This window comes from Paraburkholderia sp. GAS448, from assembly GCF_050435685.1.
In the GTDB taxonomy this organism is placed as follows: Bacteria; Pseudomonadota; Gammaproteobacteria; order Burkholderiales; family Burkholderiaceae; genus Paraburkholderia.
Window position 1 is genome coordinate 99,189 of record NZ_JBNDKT010000014.1, and the last position, 14,101, is coordinate 113,289.

At 62.0% G+C, this 14,101-nt stretch carries 10 protein-coding genes and 2 tRNA genes; 5 read left to right on the forward strand and 7 right to left on the reverse strand.

Going from position 1 to position 14,101, the window contains the following annotated elements; genetic code table 11:
* The first annotated feature begins 127 nt into the window (after positions 1-127).
* The 3 genes from P3T23_RS24525 to pgi all read left to right on the forward strand — a co-directional run bounded on the left by P3T23_RS24525 (position 128) and on the right by pgi (position 5,132).
* Entirely contained in the window at positions 128-1,429 is a 1,302-nt protein-coding gene (locus P3T23_RS24525) for an FAD-dependent oxidoreductase (protein ID WP_429318715.1), read from the forward strand.
* Positions 1,430-1,673: 244 nt separating this feature from the next.
* The gene (locus P3T23_RS24530) at positions 1,674-3,266 is read left to right on the forward strand and encodes an NAD(P)H-hydrate dehydratase (protein WP_429318716.1); all 1,593 of its coding nucleotides are present in this window, start codon (positions 1,674-1,676) and stop codon (positions 3,264-3,266) included.
* Positions 3,267-3,509: 243 nt separating this feature from the next.
* Entirely contained in the window at positions 3,510-5,132 is a 1,623-nt protein-coding gene (pgi, locus tag P3T23_RS24535) for a glucose-6-phosphate isomerase (protein ID WP_429318717.1), read from the forward strand.
* 95 nt (positions 5,133-5,227) lie between these two features.
* Here pgi and P3T23_RS24540 read toward each other — a convergent pair whose 3' ends face one another.
* Positions 5,228-5,917 carry an ABC transporter ATP-binding protein gene (locus tag P3T23_RS24540; RefSeq protein ID WP_429318718.1) on the reverse strand — a complete coding sequence of 230 codons (690 nt, stop codon included), beginning with the start codon at positions 5,915-5,917 and terminating at the stop codon, positions 5,228-5,230.
* Here P3T23_RS24540 and P3T23_RS24545 point away from each other — a divergent pair.
* Together P3T23_RS24545 and P3T23_RS24550 are read left to right on the forward strand one after the other, a co-directional pair.
* Entirely contained in the window at positions 5,916-6,596 is a 681-nt protein-coding gene (locus P3T23_RS24545) for an arylesterase (RefSeq protein ID WP_429318719.1), read from the forward strand. The genes P3T23_RS24540 and P3T23_RS24545 overlap by 2 nt on opposite strands.
* 119 nt (positions 6,597-6,715) lie before the next feature.
* Positions 6,716-7,060, forward strand: a complete 345-nt coding sequence (locus P3T23_RS24550; RefSeq protein ID WP_429318720.1) for a hypothetical protein — start codon at positions 6,716-6,718, stop codon at positions 7,058-7,060.
* Between the two features lie 119 nt (positions 7,061-7,179).
* On the opposite strand, the gene P3T23_RS24555 is transcribed toward P3T23_RS24550, so the two are convergent.
* The 6 genes from P3T23_RS24555 to clpX form a co-directional block, all read right to left on the reverse strand.
* On the reverse strand, positions 7,180-9,114 hold the full coding sequence (locus P3T23_RS24555) for a SurA N-terminal domain-containing protein (RefSeq protein WP_429318721.1): 1,935 nt from the start codon (positions 9,112-9,114) through the stop codon (positions 7,180-7,182).
* An 87-nt stretch (positions 9,115-9,201) separates the two neighbouring features.
* A tRNA-Asp gene (locus tag P3T23_RS24560) sits at positions 9,202-9,278 on the reverse strand.
* Between the two features lie 39 nt (positions 9,279-9,317).
* Positions 9,318-9,393, reverse strand: a tRNA-Val gene (locus tag P3T23_RS24565).
* An 81-nt stretch (positions 9,394-9,474) separates the two neighbouring features.
* Positions 9,475-9,747 (reverse strand): HU family DNA-binding protein, encoded by a 273-nt coding sequence (locus P3T23_RS24570; protein WP_007585907.1) that lies wholly within the window; start codon positions 9,745-9,747, stop codon positions 9,475-9,477.
* Positions 9,748-10,188: 441 nt separating this feature from the next.
* Complete coding sequence (lon, locus tag P3T23_RS24575; RefSeq protein WP_429318722.1) at positions 10,189-12,603, reverse strand: endopeptidase La; 2,415 nt, start codon at positions 12,601-12,603, stop codon at positions 10,189-10,191.
* Positions 12,604-12,788: 185 nt separating this feature from the next.
* The gene (gene clpX, locus P3T23_RS24580; RefSeq protein ID WP_429318723.1) at positions 12,789-14,060 is read right to left on the reverse strand and encodes an ATP-dependent Clp protease ATP-binding subunit ClpX; all 1,272 of its coding nucleotides are present in this window, start codon (positions 14,058-14,060) and stop codon (positions 12,789-12,791) included.
* Positions 14,061-14,101: the final 41 nt, after the last annotated feature.

The window sequence follows — 14,101 nt, forward strand, 5'->3', positions numbered from 1 at the left end:
GTCCCGTTTGACTGCTATCATTCGCCCTTTCACCAGATCGGCGCTGCAGCACGGCTGCGTTGCGCCGCATGCCACGCTGACGGGGAACGCAGGATAGTAAGCGTCCCGCCGGCAAATCGAATCAATCATGGATGTCATTGTCATCGGCGGCGGGATAGTCGGCGTCGCTACTGCTTATCAACTGCGCGCGGCCGGGCATCGGGTATGCGTCGTCGAGCGACACGCGACTGTCGCGCAGGGCGCGACCTACGGCCATGGGGGCACCGTGCTGCCCACCCCGCTCGACGTCTGGTTCGGCCCGACTTTCATGCAGAACCGGCGCGCGGTGAAAAACGGTGTCATCAGCAAGGTCGGCTTCAATTCCGGCGCGCGCGACTTCGTCAAACGTCTCGCGAAGCTGCACGAACCGGAAGCATTCGGGCAGCAGTTCGCGCGGCTGCGCCCGCTGATCGAACTGGCGCGCGACGCGATGGCCGATATCGAAACGCGCTTCGGACTTGAGTTCGAGCAGCGTGGCGGCATGCTGCACGTGGTCCGGACGGCCAGCGAGTGGGAACTGACCCAGCCAGCGCTCGATCTCCTCCGCCAGTTCGAAGTCCCCCACCACGTGCTGACGCCGGCCGAGTGCGCCGCGCTCGAGCATTCGGTGCCGACCGACCCCGATTTCGCCGGCGGCATTTATTTCGACTCGGAACGCACGGCCAATTGCCCGCTGTTCGCGAAGCTCGTGAAGCAGTTGCTGGACGAAGAAGGTGGCGTCACGTTCCTGAACGGCCGCGAAGTGGCCGCGATCCGGGTCGACAACCAGCGGGCTGCCGTCGAACTGACACCGCACGCCGGCGAACCGATGCGTTCTCGCGAAGTCGACGTGATCGCTGCCGATGCGATCGTCGTGGCCGCTGGCGTCGGCACCTTGCCACTGCTGGAGAAGCTTGGCCTGCGTTTGCCGCTGCACCCGCTGCGGCTGCATACGCTCGCAGCGCCGGTCGCTCATGAAGAATGTGTGCCGCATATGACGGTGATCGACGCCGTCAAACGGATTACGATCACGCGCATGAATCACCGCTTGCGGATCGCCGGCGGCGCCGTACTGCAACCTGCGAGCCAGACCGACAAGCCGCTCGGCGAGCCGCTGACGAAAGAAGCCCTCGCGCTGCTCGGCCAGGCCACCCACGACTGGATTCCGGGCGCGGCGAAAATATCGGCGGCGTTGCCTTGGGAAGGCCTGAAGCTGCTGTCGCCGGATGGCCTGCCGGTGGTGGGCAATGCGCTCCATCCGCGGCTCTTCGTCAATGCCGGCCATGGCCCCGCTGGTTGGGGCCTCGCGTGCGGGTCTGCTAAAGTAATCTCTGATCTCATCGCCGGAGCCACGCCGGACGTCCCGCCCGATACGCTCGCCGCGATGCGGCCGGAGCGGTTCCGGGATTAGTATCGCGCGGCCCGTCCGGGCGGTACCTTGCGACGCGCTGTGGCATCGGCGGCGCTGGTGGGGACGATCAGGGTAGTCGACGGTTATCCTTGCGTCGATTGACTCGATTCCGCTGCGCCGACCGTCAGCCGTGTCCATGTCGTCGATGGTCTTTTCCGTCCGCGCGCCCGGTGAGCATTGCGCCACCGCGCCGTGATCGACTCGACGCCATTTCGCTTTCGCCTGTCTCTGTCCTGCTGCCGCCATGACCGATGCCATGCAGTCCGCCTCGTCCGCCTCGTCCGAGGCACCCGCCCTCGTCAATCCGCACGACCGTCCGCTGCCGCTCCTGAGCGTGGCCGGGTTGCGCGCGCTTGAACAGGAAGCGGCCGCCACGTTACCCGAGCACGCGCTAATGGCCCGTGCAGGCGCGGCCGCCGCGCGCTTTCTACTCGATCAGATCGGACACGACGGCTCCGTCTCCGCGGATCACCCGGTGTGGCTCGTCGCGGGCCCAGGCAATAACGGCGGCGACGCCCTCGTCGTCGCGACTGAATTGCGCCGCGCCGGCGTCGCCGTGGAAGTCTGCATGCCCGTCGAGGTCAAACCGGACGACGCCCGCTGGGCCCTCGCCGCCGCACGCGTGGCTGGCGTACCGGTTTCCGCGACGCCGCCAGCGTCGTTCGACGCTTACGGCTGGCTCGTCGACGGCATGTTCGGCATCGGACTCGCGCGACCGCTCGATGGCGTATTCGCAACGCTTGCGCAACAGCTCTCGGAGCGCGCCCGCGGACAAGGCCGTGTGCTCGCGCTAGATGTTCCCAGCGGGCTCGACAGCGATACCGGGAATGTCGTCGGCAATGGGGCGGCAGTGCGGGCGACGCACACCGTCACCTTCATCGGCGCGAAGCCCGGCCTGTACATGACGTCCGGGCGCGACCTGGCCGGGTCCGTCACCGTCGCGCCCATTGGGCTCGACGACACCGGCCGGACCCAGGTGCAACTCAACGCGCCAGCCCTTTTTGCGCCCTTCCTGCCGCCACGCGATTTCGCGACAAACAAGGGCACGTTCGGCAGTCTCGCGGTGGTCGGAGGCGATACGGGCATGTGCGGAGCGCCAATTCTCGCGGCCCGCGCCGCCCTCTATGCAGGCGCGGGCAAGGTGCACGTCGGGTTCGTCGGCAGCGGCGCGCCGGCGTACGATCCGCCGCATCCCGAACTGATGCTGCATGCCATCGACGAGCTCGCGCTCGATTCGATGGATGCACTCGCGATCGGCTGCGGCATGGGCCACCGCGACCGCGCGTCGGTCACGCTGCATGACGCGCTGGCGCTCGACGTGCCCACGCTGCTCGACGCCGATGCGCTCAACCTGCTGGCGAAAGACGACGCGCTGGCGGAATCGCTCGAAGCTCGCGGCACGCAGCACGGCAATCCGTGCGTGCTCACGCCGCATCCACTCGAAGCAGCGCGCCTGCTGGGCTCGGATGCGCGCGCTGTGCAAAGCGATCGCCTCGCGGCCGCGCGTTCGCTTGCTGCGCGCTATGCGAGCGTCATCGTACTGAAAGGAGCGGGCACGGTGATCGCCGCACCCGACGGCCGCATCGCGGTCAATCCGACCGGCAATGCCGCCCTCGCGACCGGCGGCACCGGCGACGTGCTCGGCGGCCTGATCGGCGCGCTGCTGGCACAGCAGCTGCCGCAATACGAAGCGGCGCTCGCGGGCGTCTATCTGCACGGCCTCGCCGCCGATACGCTGACTGCCAGCGGCAGCGGCCCCGCCGGACTCACTGCCGGCGAACTCGCGCCTATGGTCCGGACGCTCTTGAACCGGCTGTTCTATCCGTCCCTTACCTGAGCCGCGTGCGCGAGCGCCCCGCCGCGCGTCTGCTTCGCATGCATTCATTCCCATAATCTAAAGTCCGGCAGCGCGCTGCTGCCGCTGTCATCCAGTGCCGCTATACTGTTTGATCGCGTCGCCAGTTCGATCGCCGCGTCGGCACGGCTCGAACACGACGATCCGAAGGCGCTCCAAAGCCTCACCTCCGGCGGCACAGGTTGCGCCGCCTTCCATTCGTACCCATTCGTTCGACGGACAGTTATGACGATGAAATCGCTCCCCGCCTGGTCCGCGCTAGAAGCGCACTACGAACAGATTCGCGATGCGCGCCTGCGCGACTGGTTCGCCCCTGAGAACGACCCTGCCCCGACCCGCGCAGAGCGCTTCACGCTGTCGGGCGGCGGTCTTGGCGCCGATTTTTCGAAGAACCGCATCACCGATGAAACCGTGCGGCTGCTCGTTCAGCTTGCGCGCGAAGCCGGTGTCGAGAAGCGTCGCGATGCGATGTTCGCTGGCGTTGTGGTCAATCCGACCGAAGGCCGCGCCGCGCTGCACACCGCGCTGCGCGCCACCGATCCGAACGCTCCGTTCCACGCGCAGATCAAGGCCGAGCAGGCGAAGATGGCCGCATTCGCCGACCAGGTGCGCAGCGGCGCGTGGACCGGCTATACCGGCAAGCGGATTCGCTACGTCGTGAACATCGGCATCGGCGGCTCGGACCTCGGGCCGAAGATGGTCGTTCACGCGCTGCATCATCTGGCGACGCCTGACATCTCATCCTTCTTCGTGTCGAACGTCGACGGTGCGGATCTGTATCGCGTGCTCGAACAGATCGACCCCGAAGAAACGCTTGCGATCATCGTGTCGAAAACGTTCACGACGCTCGAAACGATGACCAACGCACGCTCGATGCGCGACTGGTTCATCAAGAAAGGCTGCCCCGAAAGCGCGCTGGCGAAGCACTTCGTCGGTGTCTCGGCGAACCCGGGCGAAGTCGTGAAGTTCGGCATCGCCAAGGAAAACGTCTTTGAGATGTGGGACTGGGTGGGCGGGCGCTATTCGCTATGGTCGGCGGTGGGTCTGTCGATCATGATTGCGGTCGGCCCGGCGCAGTTCGCCGAACTGCTCGCCGGCGCGAACGAGATGGACCAGCATTTCCGCGACGCTCCGCTCGAGCGGAACCTGCCGGTACTGCTCGGCATGATCGGCATCTGGTATCGCAACTTCTTCGGCTCGCAGAGCTATCTGGTGGCACCGTATTCGGAGGCGCTGCATTACCTGTCTTCGTATCTGCAGCAGCTCGAAATGGAAAGCAACGGCAAGTCGGCCCGGCTCGATGGCGCGATGGTCGATTATCCGACTTCCGCCGTGACGTGGGGCGAGCCTGGCACCAACGGGCAGCATGCGTTCTTCCAGATGCTGCATCAAGGGCCGACGATCGTGCCGATCGATTTCGTCGCAGTGCTGACGCCCGAACACCCGCTCGCCGATCATCACCCGAAACTGCTCGCGAACTGCTTTGCGCAGAGCGAAGCACTGATGCTGGGTCGCACGTTCGAAGAAGCGCAGAAAGTTGCCGGGCCGGACAAGCCGGAACTCGTGCCGCATCTGGTGTTCCCCGGAAACCGTCCGACGACGACGCTGCTCGTCGACGCGCTCACCGCCCGCTCGCTCGGGGCGCTCATCGCGCTCTATGAGCACAAGGTGCTCGTACAGGCGTCGGTCTGGAACATCAATCCGTTCGACCAGTGGGGCGTCGAGCTGGGCAAGATTCTCGGCAAGGTCGTCGAGGCGGACCTCACTTCGGCGAGCACCGATGTGAAGAAGCACGATTCGTCGACGTCAGCGCTGATCGCGAGAGCCCGGGCTGCGTTGAAGCGGTAAGCGTTGCTGACGTCGTCTTACGGAGCGGGTGACTTCGTGCGGTCCGCTCCGCTCCCTGCCGTTTGACCCAGGGTGCATGGAAACCGCGCGCCGGTTCACTCGACGAGATGCCCTGCCTCGATCGTCACCGTGGAATCGCAGCGTCTGGCCAGCTCGACGTCGTGCGTGACGAGCACAAGCGTCGCGCCATTCGCGCGATTCATCTGAAACATCAGATCGATCACGGCATGACCGGTTGCTGCATCGAGGCTGCCGGTCGGCTCATCGGCGAACAGGATCGCCGGATGAGTGACGAACGCGCGCGCCAGCGCAACGCGCTGCTGCTCACCGCCTGACAGCAGCTTCGGATAGTGCCTGGTGCGCTTGCCAAGGCCGACCTGTTCGAGGAGCGCCCGCGCACGTGTCGCCGCCTCGCGTGCGGACATGCCGCCTTGAAGTTCGAGCGGCAGCGTGACATTTTCGAGCGCCGTCAGGTGCGGCATCAACTGAAACGACTGGAACACGAAGCCCACCGCGCCGCTGCGCAATGCCGCGCGCTGGTCTTCGTCGAGTTCGGTGAGTTCGTGACCGAGCAGCCGAACCGACCCCGAAGTCGCGCTGTCCAAACCTGCCAGCAGGCCCAGCAACGTGGACTTGCCCGAACCGGATGCGCCGACGATCGCCACACTGCTGCCCGCCTCGATCGAAAGATCGATATGATCGAGGATCGTCAGCTCGCCTGTCGCATCCTTAACCCTCTTGCACAAACCCCGCACTTCGATGACTGGATCGGTTTTCTTTTGCATGGTGAAGCACAGGTTAAAAGTGCACGCTGCGGCGCTGGCCACAGCTCTCGGCGTCGCCGTATTCATGGCGACGGCGCCACTTGCTGCGGACGCAGCCAACACGGCCGCACCCGACAAGCCGGTGATTGTCGTACTCGGCGACAGCATTTCCGCCGAGTACGGCCTGCCGCGCGACACCGGCTGGGTCGCGTTGATGCGCCGGCGGCTCGCCGACGAGCGCATCGATTATAACGTTGCCAACGCAAGCATCAGCGGCGATACCACGAGCGGCGGACGCGCACGCTTGCCTGCGCTGATGCAGCGCCTGAAGCCGGCCATCGTGATTGTCGAACTCGGCGCGAACGATGCATTGCGCGGCGTCCCGCTTGCAACCACCGAAGACAACCTTCGGACGATTATCGAACAGGCCCAGCAGGCCCATGCCAAGGTCGTGCTGGTCGGCATGTATGTACCGCCCAATTACGGCCCGGACTATACGCAAAAGTTCCACGGCCTCTACGGCGATCTTTCGAAGCAGTTTCGCGTGCCGTTGGTGCCGTTCCTGCTGGCTGGAATCGAGAACAGGCCGGACATGTTCCAGGCCGACCAGATCCACCCTACGCAGGAGGCACAACCCACGTTGTTGAACAATGTGTGGCCCACATTGAAGCCGCTACTCCGCCCCCCTTCGGCTCAATGACACGTTTGCTCACAACTTGTTTCCGGATCGGGGGGAACGCGGTCATGCTTTGACGATCTGACACTATCGTCTAACCTTGAAAAACCGGCTCTATTTGTGCGATTTTGGAGGGAGATAACGTGAAATACTTACCACTTATCGCGTTGACCGTGGCAATTTCTGCCTGCGCCGCGCAACCGCCGGCGGGTGTCCAGACCATCGGCCAGACACACCTGGCGCCGAAAGACGTAGCGCAGTGCGTCGAGCACAAATGGGCGGACAAGTCGCACCAGCAGGTCGTGTCGCAGGACCTGCTGGCCAACGATCAGTCCGTGGACATCTATGTCCCGGGCCAGCAGCCGCCTAACGGCGCCGCCGCTGTGGTCCGTCCGGCTTATACCGGGGTGGGCTCATGGGTCGGCTACCGTCCGGCAGCCGGCGTAACCGGTGGCGATGCGACAGCCGATATTGACGCCTGCCTCTAATGCTATAGCGCGCATTGTCGATTGATGGCGCGCGGTTTCCGTCAAACTTTTCGTGAAACAAAAAGCCCCGCTGGTGCGGGGCTTCTTGTTTCGATCAGCTTCGGGCTATCGAGCCTGGCTTAATCGCCGGTGGGCTGTCCGGCCGAGTCCAGTGCTCCGTAAAACTTGATCTTCGCACGGGCACGCAGCGCTTCGACGTACGCTTCGACCTGCGATTGCGCGTTGACCTGCGCGATCTGCTGCTGCGCAGCGACGAGGCGCTGCGGATCAGTCGGTTTGCCTGGCACCACGGCATTCACGCGATAGATTGCGTAGCCGTCGTCGCCGAGATCGACACCAACGTATGCTGGCAGTTTTTGCGCGTCCGCCTTGTAGATCGCGCTGAGCGCTACAGGCGGGACGCCTTGCGCGTCGTTGCGCGACACCTTCAGCGCCGACGAGAAACCTTCGGTCGACTTCGACTTCTCCAGTTCAGCAAGCTTCGCCGCCCCCTCCTTGCGAGCCATCTCGGCGGATTGCAGGGCGATGACCTTCTGACGCACGGCGTCCTTGACGGTATCGAGCGGCGGCACGGTAGCGGCCTTGTAGTCGGTCACATGCGCGGCGATCAGCGTGTTATTGCCGACGTCGATTGCCTGCGTATTATTTTTCGCCTTCGTCGCGTCGCTCGAAAACACCGCAGCAAGAAACTTCGGATTGTTCAACGGGCTGTCGGGCGGCAGCTTCGGATTTGGCTGCGGCGTCACCGTGGCGGTCTGGATCTGCAACTTGTACTTGTCCGCCGCCGGCTGCAGGCTCTTGGCCTGTTCGTACACCGTCGACGTGAAGCCTTCCGAATCGTCGGTGAATGCCTTGGCGGCCTGCTGGGTTTTCAGGTCCTTCGCGATCGAGTCCTTCACTTCGTCGAACGGCCTGGTGACCGACGGCTTCACATCCGTCACCTTGACGATGTGGTAGCCGAAATCCGTCTGCACGAGATCGCTGATTTCGTCTTTCTTCAGCTTGAACACGGCGTCATCGAACGCCTTGCCGCCCGCGATCATGCCGGGGCCGAAGTAGCCGAGATCCCCACCCTTCGACGCCGAACCCGGATCCTGCGAGTTCTGCGCGGCGATCTGGGCAAACTGATCCGGATGCGCCCTGACCTGGGCGAGCAACGCCTCGGCCTTCTGCTTTGCCTTTTCCCTGTCGGCCGCGCTTGCATCCTTCGGCACAGCGATCAGGATATGGCTCGCGCGCACTTCGCTGTCGGTACGGTAATGCGCAATGTTGTCGTCGTAGTATTTCTTGATGTCTGCGTCGCTCACCGGCACAGCTGCTGCGAGCGCGTCGGGCGACAGCACCAGATACTGGATCGTCGCCGTTTCAGGCGTGGCGAACTCGTTGCGATGCGCGTCGTAGTAGGCCTGAATCTGCGCGTCGGTCGGCTGCACTTTCGCGGCGTAGTCTTTTGCGTGGAACGCGAGACCCTGCACCTCGCGCTGCTGCTCGGCGAGTTCCGTCAGGTGCTGCGCGAGCGTCCTGGACGTGAACGCGCTGGACTCGATGCCGGCCGGCAGCTGCTGTGTAGCAAGGCTGTAGCGCACGCGTTCGTCGTACTGTTCTGGCGTCATGCCCTGCATGGCCAGCAACTGCTTGTAGCGATCGACGTCGATCGAACCGTCGGCATTCTTCAGCGACGAAATGACCGGGTCGGCGAGCAAGGTACGGCGCACTGCGTCGTCCGAAGCGGTCAGATGCAGACGCTGCGTCTCATCGGCAAGTACGCGCTGCTGAATCAGGCCGTCGAGCATGTCGCGGCGACGCTCCGGCGTATCGAATGACTGCATGTCGAACTGGGCGCCGAGTACCTGGCGCGCACGATCAAGCTGCTGACGCATTGCGTTGTCGTATTCGACGCGCGTGACCTTGTGACCATTGACGCTTGCGACGTTGGCGCTCTCGTCAAAGAAGCCACGAAAGCCCTGAATACCCACAAATCCCAACCCCGGCAAAATGACGAGGATGAGCATGAACATCATCAGGCGCTGGTGATTGCGGAAAAAATCGAGCATGCGTGAGGGTTAGTCAAAAACAGAACGCCCGATATTACAACAGCGGGCAATAAAAAAGGCGAACCGGAGTTCGCCTTTCGAAGATACTGGCGGAGTGGACGGGACTCGAACCCGCGACCCCCGGCGTGACAGGCCGGTATTCTAACCGACTGAACTACCACTCCATTTTACTGCTGCTGGCTGGCCGCTACAGAACCGGAAACTGGTGGGTGCTGAGAGGCTCGAACTCCCGACCTACGCCTTGTAAGGGCGCCGCTCTACCAACTGAGCTAAGCACCCGTTCCGCGATTGATCGCTGCCATTCGCCAACTGTTCGCTAATCAGAGGTTGCTTTTACAAGACCCTCAATCAGCGAGCCCGTTAGTTTAGCGCATCTTTCAGCGCTTTGCCAGGCCTAAATTTGGGCACCTTGGCTGCCTTGATCTTGATCGCGGCGCCGGTGCGCGGGTTGCGGCCCGTGCGTGCTGTGCGCTTGCCCACGGCGAACGTGCCGAAGCCGACCAACGTGACCGAACCACCCTTCTTCAACGTGCCTTTGACACCACCGATCACTGCATCGAGCGCACGTCCTGCCGCAGCCTTCGAAATATCAGCTTGTTGTGCAATGTGGTCGATCAATTCCGTCTTATTCATTCCAGCCCCCGAGAATGTTATTGGGCAATCGTGATAGCGCCACTGGCGCCGGGTTAAAAGCAGGCACGGCGCACAGCGCCGAGCCAGCTAATTAGAATTGGCCGAAACCCTTGTGTCAAGCGGGGTAGAGCCTGATCCGGGCGCACATTCCGACGGAGTTTTATGACGGAATCTTGCGACCAATCGATGCACATGCAACTAATTCTGGCCCGAGGAAAGAGGATGACATGAGCGATCGAGACGGCGCACCCGGTGATGCACTGCAGCACAAAACATGGGTTAAGGTGTCGTTCAAAACCTTCGGGAATCGGGATAGGGGCAGTACTCCTTCGCCCCATCAGGCTGGACAGGGGACTTGCACCCCAAGCTGTTGCGCATGCTCGGCGCAATAAAAAACCCGCGGCGCAGCCGCGGGTTTCAGGTACGACGGAACAGCCTGTATCAGTGCTTCACAACTTCAGTTGCGGGATCCTTGGCAGCTTCGGCCACCGGCGCCGCCTTGGGCTCTTCGTCCGGCAGCGGTTGCGGCGCACGTTCGAGCGCAAGTTCAAGCACCTTGTCGATCCAGCGGACCGGCACGATTTCGATCGCGTTCTTCACGTTATCCGGAATTTCCGTCAGATCTTTGACGTTCTCCTCCGGGATCAGCACCAGCTTGATGCCCCCACGATGCGCCGCCAGCAGTTTTTCCTTCAGGCCACCGATCGGAAGCACTTCGCCGCGCAACGTGATTTCGCCCGTCATCGCGACGTTGGCACGCACTGGAATGCCGGTCAACACCGACACCAACGCAGTCGTCATCGCGATACCGGCCGAAGGACCGTCCTTCGGCGTCGCGCCTTCCGGCACGTGGATGTGAATGTCCTGCTTCTCGAACGCCTCGTCCTTGATGCCAAGACGACGCGACCGCGAACGGACCACCGAGCGCGCTGCTTCGACGGATTCCTTCATCACGTCACCGAGCGAACCGGTACGGATCACATTGCCCTTACCCGGCATGACCGCAGCTTCGATCGTCAGCAGATCGCCACCGACTTCCGTCCACGCGAGACCCGTGACCTGGCCGACCTGGTTTTCCTTCGCAGCCAGACCGAAGTCGTATTTGCGCACGCCAAGGAAGGTATCGAGGTTGGTGCCGTCAACCTTCACCGCACCTTCCGCCTTCTTCAGCAGAAGCATCTTCACGACCTTGCGACAGATCTTCGAGATTTCACGCTCGAGCGAACGGACGCCTGCTTCACGCGTGTAATAACGGATGATGTCGCGGATCGCCGTTTCCGTCACATCGACCTCGCCATCCTTGAGGCCGTTGTTCTTCTTCTGCTTCGGCAGAAGATAACGTTGCGCGATGCTGACCTTCTCGTCTTCCGTATAACCCGACAGACGGATGACTTCCATCCGGTCGAGCAGCGGCGGCGGGATGTTCAGCGAGTTCGACGTCGCGACGAACATCACATCCGACAGATCGAAATCGACCTCGACGTAGTGATCGGCGAACGTATGGTTCTGTTCCGGATCAAGCACTTCCAGCAATGCCGACGACGGATCGCCACGGAAATCCTGGCCCATCTTGTCGACTTCGTCGAGCAGGAAGAGCGGATTGCGCACCCCGACCTTGGTCAGGCTTTGCAGGATCTTGCCGGGCATCGAACCGATGTACGTCCGGCGGTGACCGCGAATCTCAGCTTCGTCGCGCACGCCACCGAGCGCCATGCGCACGAACTTGCGGTTCGTTGCACGCGCAATCGACTGCCCAAGCGACGTCTTGCCGACGCCCGGAGGCCCGACGAGGCACAGGATCGGTGCCTTGACCTTGTCCACGCGCTGCTGAACCGCGAGATACTCGAGAATGCGTTCCTTCACCTTCTCGAGACCGAAGTGGTCTTCGTCGAGCACGCGCTCGGCATTCGAGAGGTCGTTGTTGACCTTGCTCTTCTTGCGCCACGGCAAGCCGATCAGCGTATCGATGTAGTTGCGCACGACGGTGGCTTCCGCCGACATCGGCGACATCAGCTTGAGCTTTTTCAGCTCGGCGTCGGCCTTCTTCTTGGCTTCTTTCGGCATGCGCGCGGCCGTGATGCGCTTCTCGAGTTCTTCGAGATCCGCACCTTCTTCGCCTTCGCCGAGTTCCTTCTGGATCGCCTTGACCTGCTCGTTCAGGTAGTACTCGCGCTGGCTCTTTTCCATCTGACGCTTGACGCGCCCACGGATGCGCTTTTCCACCTGCAGGATGTCGATTTCAGCTTCGAGTTGCGCGAGCAGATGCTCGAGGCGCTCGACGACCGGGAACATCTCGAGGATGTGCTGCTTCTGGTCGAGCTTCAGCGGCAGATGCGCGGCGATCGTGTCGGCCAGACGCCCTGCTTCGTCGATGCCCGAAAGCGACGTGAGAATTTCCGGCGGGATCTTCTTGTTCAGCTTCACATACTGATCGAACTGCGACACGATCGCGCGACGCAGCGCTTCAGTTTCAGCGCTGTCGGCGTGGTCGGGTTCAAGCGGCATGACTTCGCACGAAAACTGGGTTTCCTGCTCTTCGATCGAGAGCGTTTTCGCGCGTTGAAGACCTTCGACGAGCACCTTCACGGTGCCATCGGGCAGCTTCAGCATTTGCAGGATGTTAGCGACACACCCTACTTCGTACATGTCCTTTTCGGTCGGCTCATCTTTCGCGGCCGTTTTCTGGGCGACGAGCATGATGTGCTTGCCGCCTTCCATCGCTGCTTCGAGAGCCTTGATCGACTTCGGGCGGCCTACGAAGAGCGGAATCACCATGTGCGGGAAGACTACGACATCACGCAGCGGGAGCAGCGGGAGCGTAGTGCGTTCCGGCGGAAGGAGTTGGGTTCCTGACATTTCATTTCCCCATGAGTGGAATCAGTTCGTTCGATAGGTGAGGCCAGCAAAAAAGATTGCAAGGCCTCCGCGTGTGGGAAAAGTTCAGTGACTCCAAAAAAACACAATCCATCCTGACCACAAGATAAACGAAAAAGCCGTTCACGTCGCCATGAACGGCTTTTTTGCGGAACCCGGAAAGCCGATCAATTCGAACCCGCGACCTTGGGCGCGTCTTCGTAGATCAGCAACGGTTTGCCGTCGCCGTCGATGACATTGTCGTCGATGATGACCTTGCTCACACCCTTCATCGTCGGCAACTCGTACATCACATCCAGCAAGGCCTGTTCCAGGATCGATCGCAGACCCCGAGCGCCTGTCTTGCGGCGGATCGCCTTGCGGGCAACTGCCTGCAGCGCGGCCGGACGGATCTCCAGTTCGACCCGCTCCATGTTGAACAGCTTGTGGTACTGCTTGATCAGCGCGTTCTTCGGTTCGACGAGGATTTTCATCAGCGCCGCTTCGTCAAGCTTGCCGAGCGTAGCCACCACCGGCAGACGGCCAATCAGTTCGGGAATCAGGCCGAACTTGATCAGATCTTCCGGCTCCACTTCGCGCAGCACTTCGCCAGCGTCGCGGTCCTGCTTGCTCTTCACGCTCGCACCAAAGCCGATACCCGTCTTTTCCGTGCGGTCGACAATGACTTTCTCGAGACCGTCGAATGCGCCGCCACAAATGAACAGGATGTTGGTCGTATCGACCTGGATGAAATCCTGATTCGGATGCTTACGGCCACCTTGCGGCGGCACCGATGCCATCGTGCCTTCGACCAGCTTCAGCAGCGCCTGTTGCACGCCTTCACCCGACACATCGCGAGTGATCGACGGGTTATCGGACTTGCGGCTGATCTTGTCGATTTCGTCAATGTAAACAATGCCCCGCTGGGCCTTGTCGACTTCGTAATTGCAGTTCTGCAGCAGCTTCTGAATGATGTTTTCGACGTCTTCGCCGACGTAGCCGGCTTCCGTCAACGTCGTTGCATCGGCAATGACGAAGGGAACGTTCAGCAGACGCGCAAGCGTCTGCGCGAGGAGCGTCTTGCCGGAGCCCGTCGGGCCGATCAGCAGGATGTTGCTCTTCGACAGCTCGATTTCGTCTTTCTTGTCGAGATGCTTGAGGCGCTTGTAGTGGTTGTACACCGCCACCGCGAGAATCTTTTTCGCGCGCTCCTGGCCGATCACGTATTGATCGAGGATCTCGCGAATTTCCTGCGGACTCGGCAGATCGGACCTCGAAAGGCCGCTTTCCGTGCCCGAGCCAGCCGCCTCGTCACGGATAATTTCGTTGCAGAGGTCGATACATTCATCGCAGATGAATACCGACGGTCCGGCAATCAGCTTCTTGACCTCATGCTGACTCTTGCCGCAGAACGAGCAATACAACAGCTTCTCGCTGTTAGAACCTTTTTTGTCCGCCATAGATGTATGAGCCTCCGGACACTCAATGACATGATACGCCG

Excerpts from the sequence above, each read along its gene's own strand:
- P3T23_RS24555 (WP_429318721.1), bottom strand. The coding sequence starts at position 9,114 with ATGCTCGATTTTTTCCGCAATCACCAGCGCCTGATGATGTTCATGCTC.
- P3T23_RS24530 (WP_429318716.1), top strand. The coding sequence starts at position 1,674 with ATGACCGATGCCATGCAGTCCGCCTCGTCCGCCTCGTCCGAGGCACCC.
- pgi (WP_429318717.1), top strand. The coding sequence starts at position 3,510 with ATGACGATGAAATCGCTCCCCGCCTGGTCCGCGCTAGAAGCGCACTAC.
- lon (WP_429318722.1), bottom strand. The coding sequence starts at position 12,603 with ATGTCAGGAACCCAACTCCTTCCGCCGGAACGCACTACGCTCCCGCTG.
- P3T23_RS24570 (WP_007585907.1), bottom strand. The coding sequence starts at position 9,747 with ATGAATAAGACGGAATTGATCGACCACATTGCACAACAAGCTGATATT.
- P3T23_RS24525 (WP_429318715.1), top strand. The coding sequence starts at position 128 with ATGGATGTCATTGTCATCGGCGGCGGGATAGTCGGCGTCGCTACTGCT.
- P3T23_RS24545 (WP_429318719.1), top strand. The coding sequence starts at position 5,916 with ATGGTGAAGCACAGGTTAAAAGTGCACGCTGCGGCGCTGGCCACAGCT.
- clpX (WP_429318723.1), bottom strand. The coding sequence starts at position 14,060 with ATGGCGGACAAAAAAGGTTCTAACAGCGAGAAGCTGTTGTATTGCTCG.
- P3T23_RS24540 (WP_429318718.1), bottom strand. The coding sequence starts at position 5,917 with ATGCAAAAGAAAACCGATCCAGTCATCGAAGTGCGGGGTTTGTGCAAG.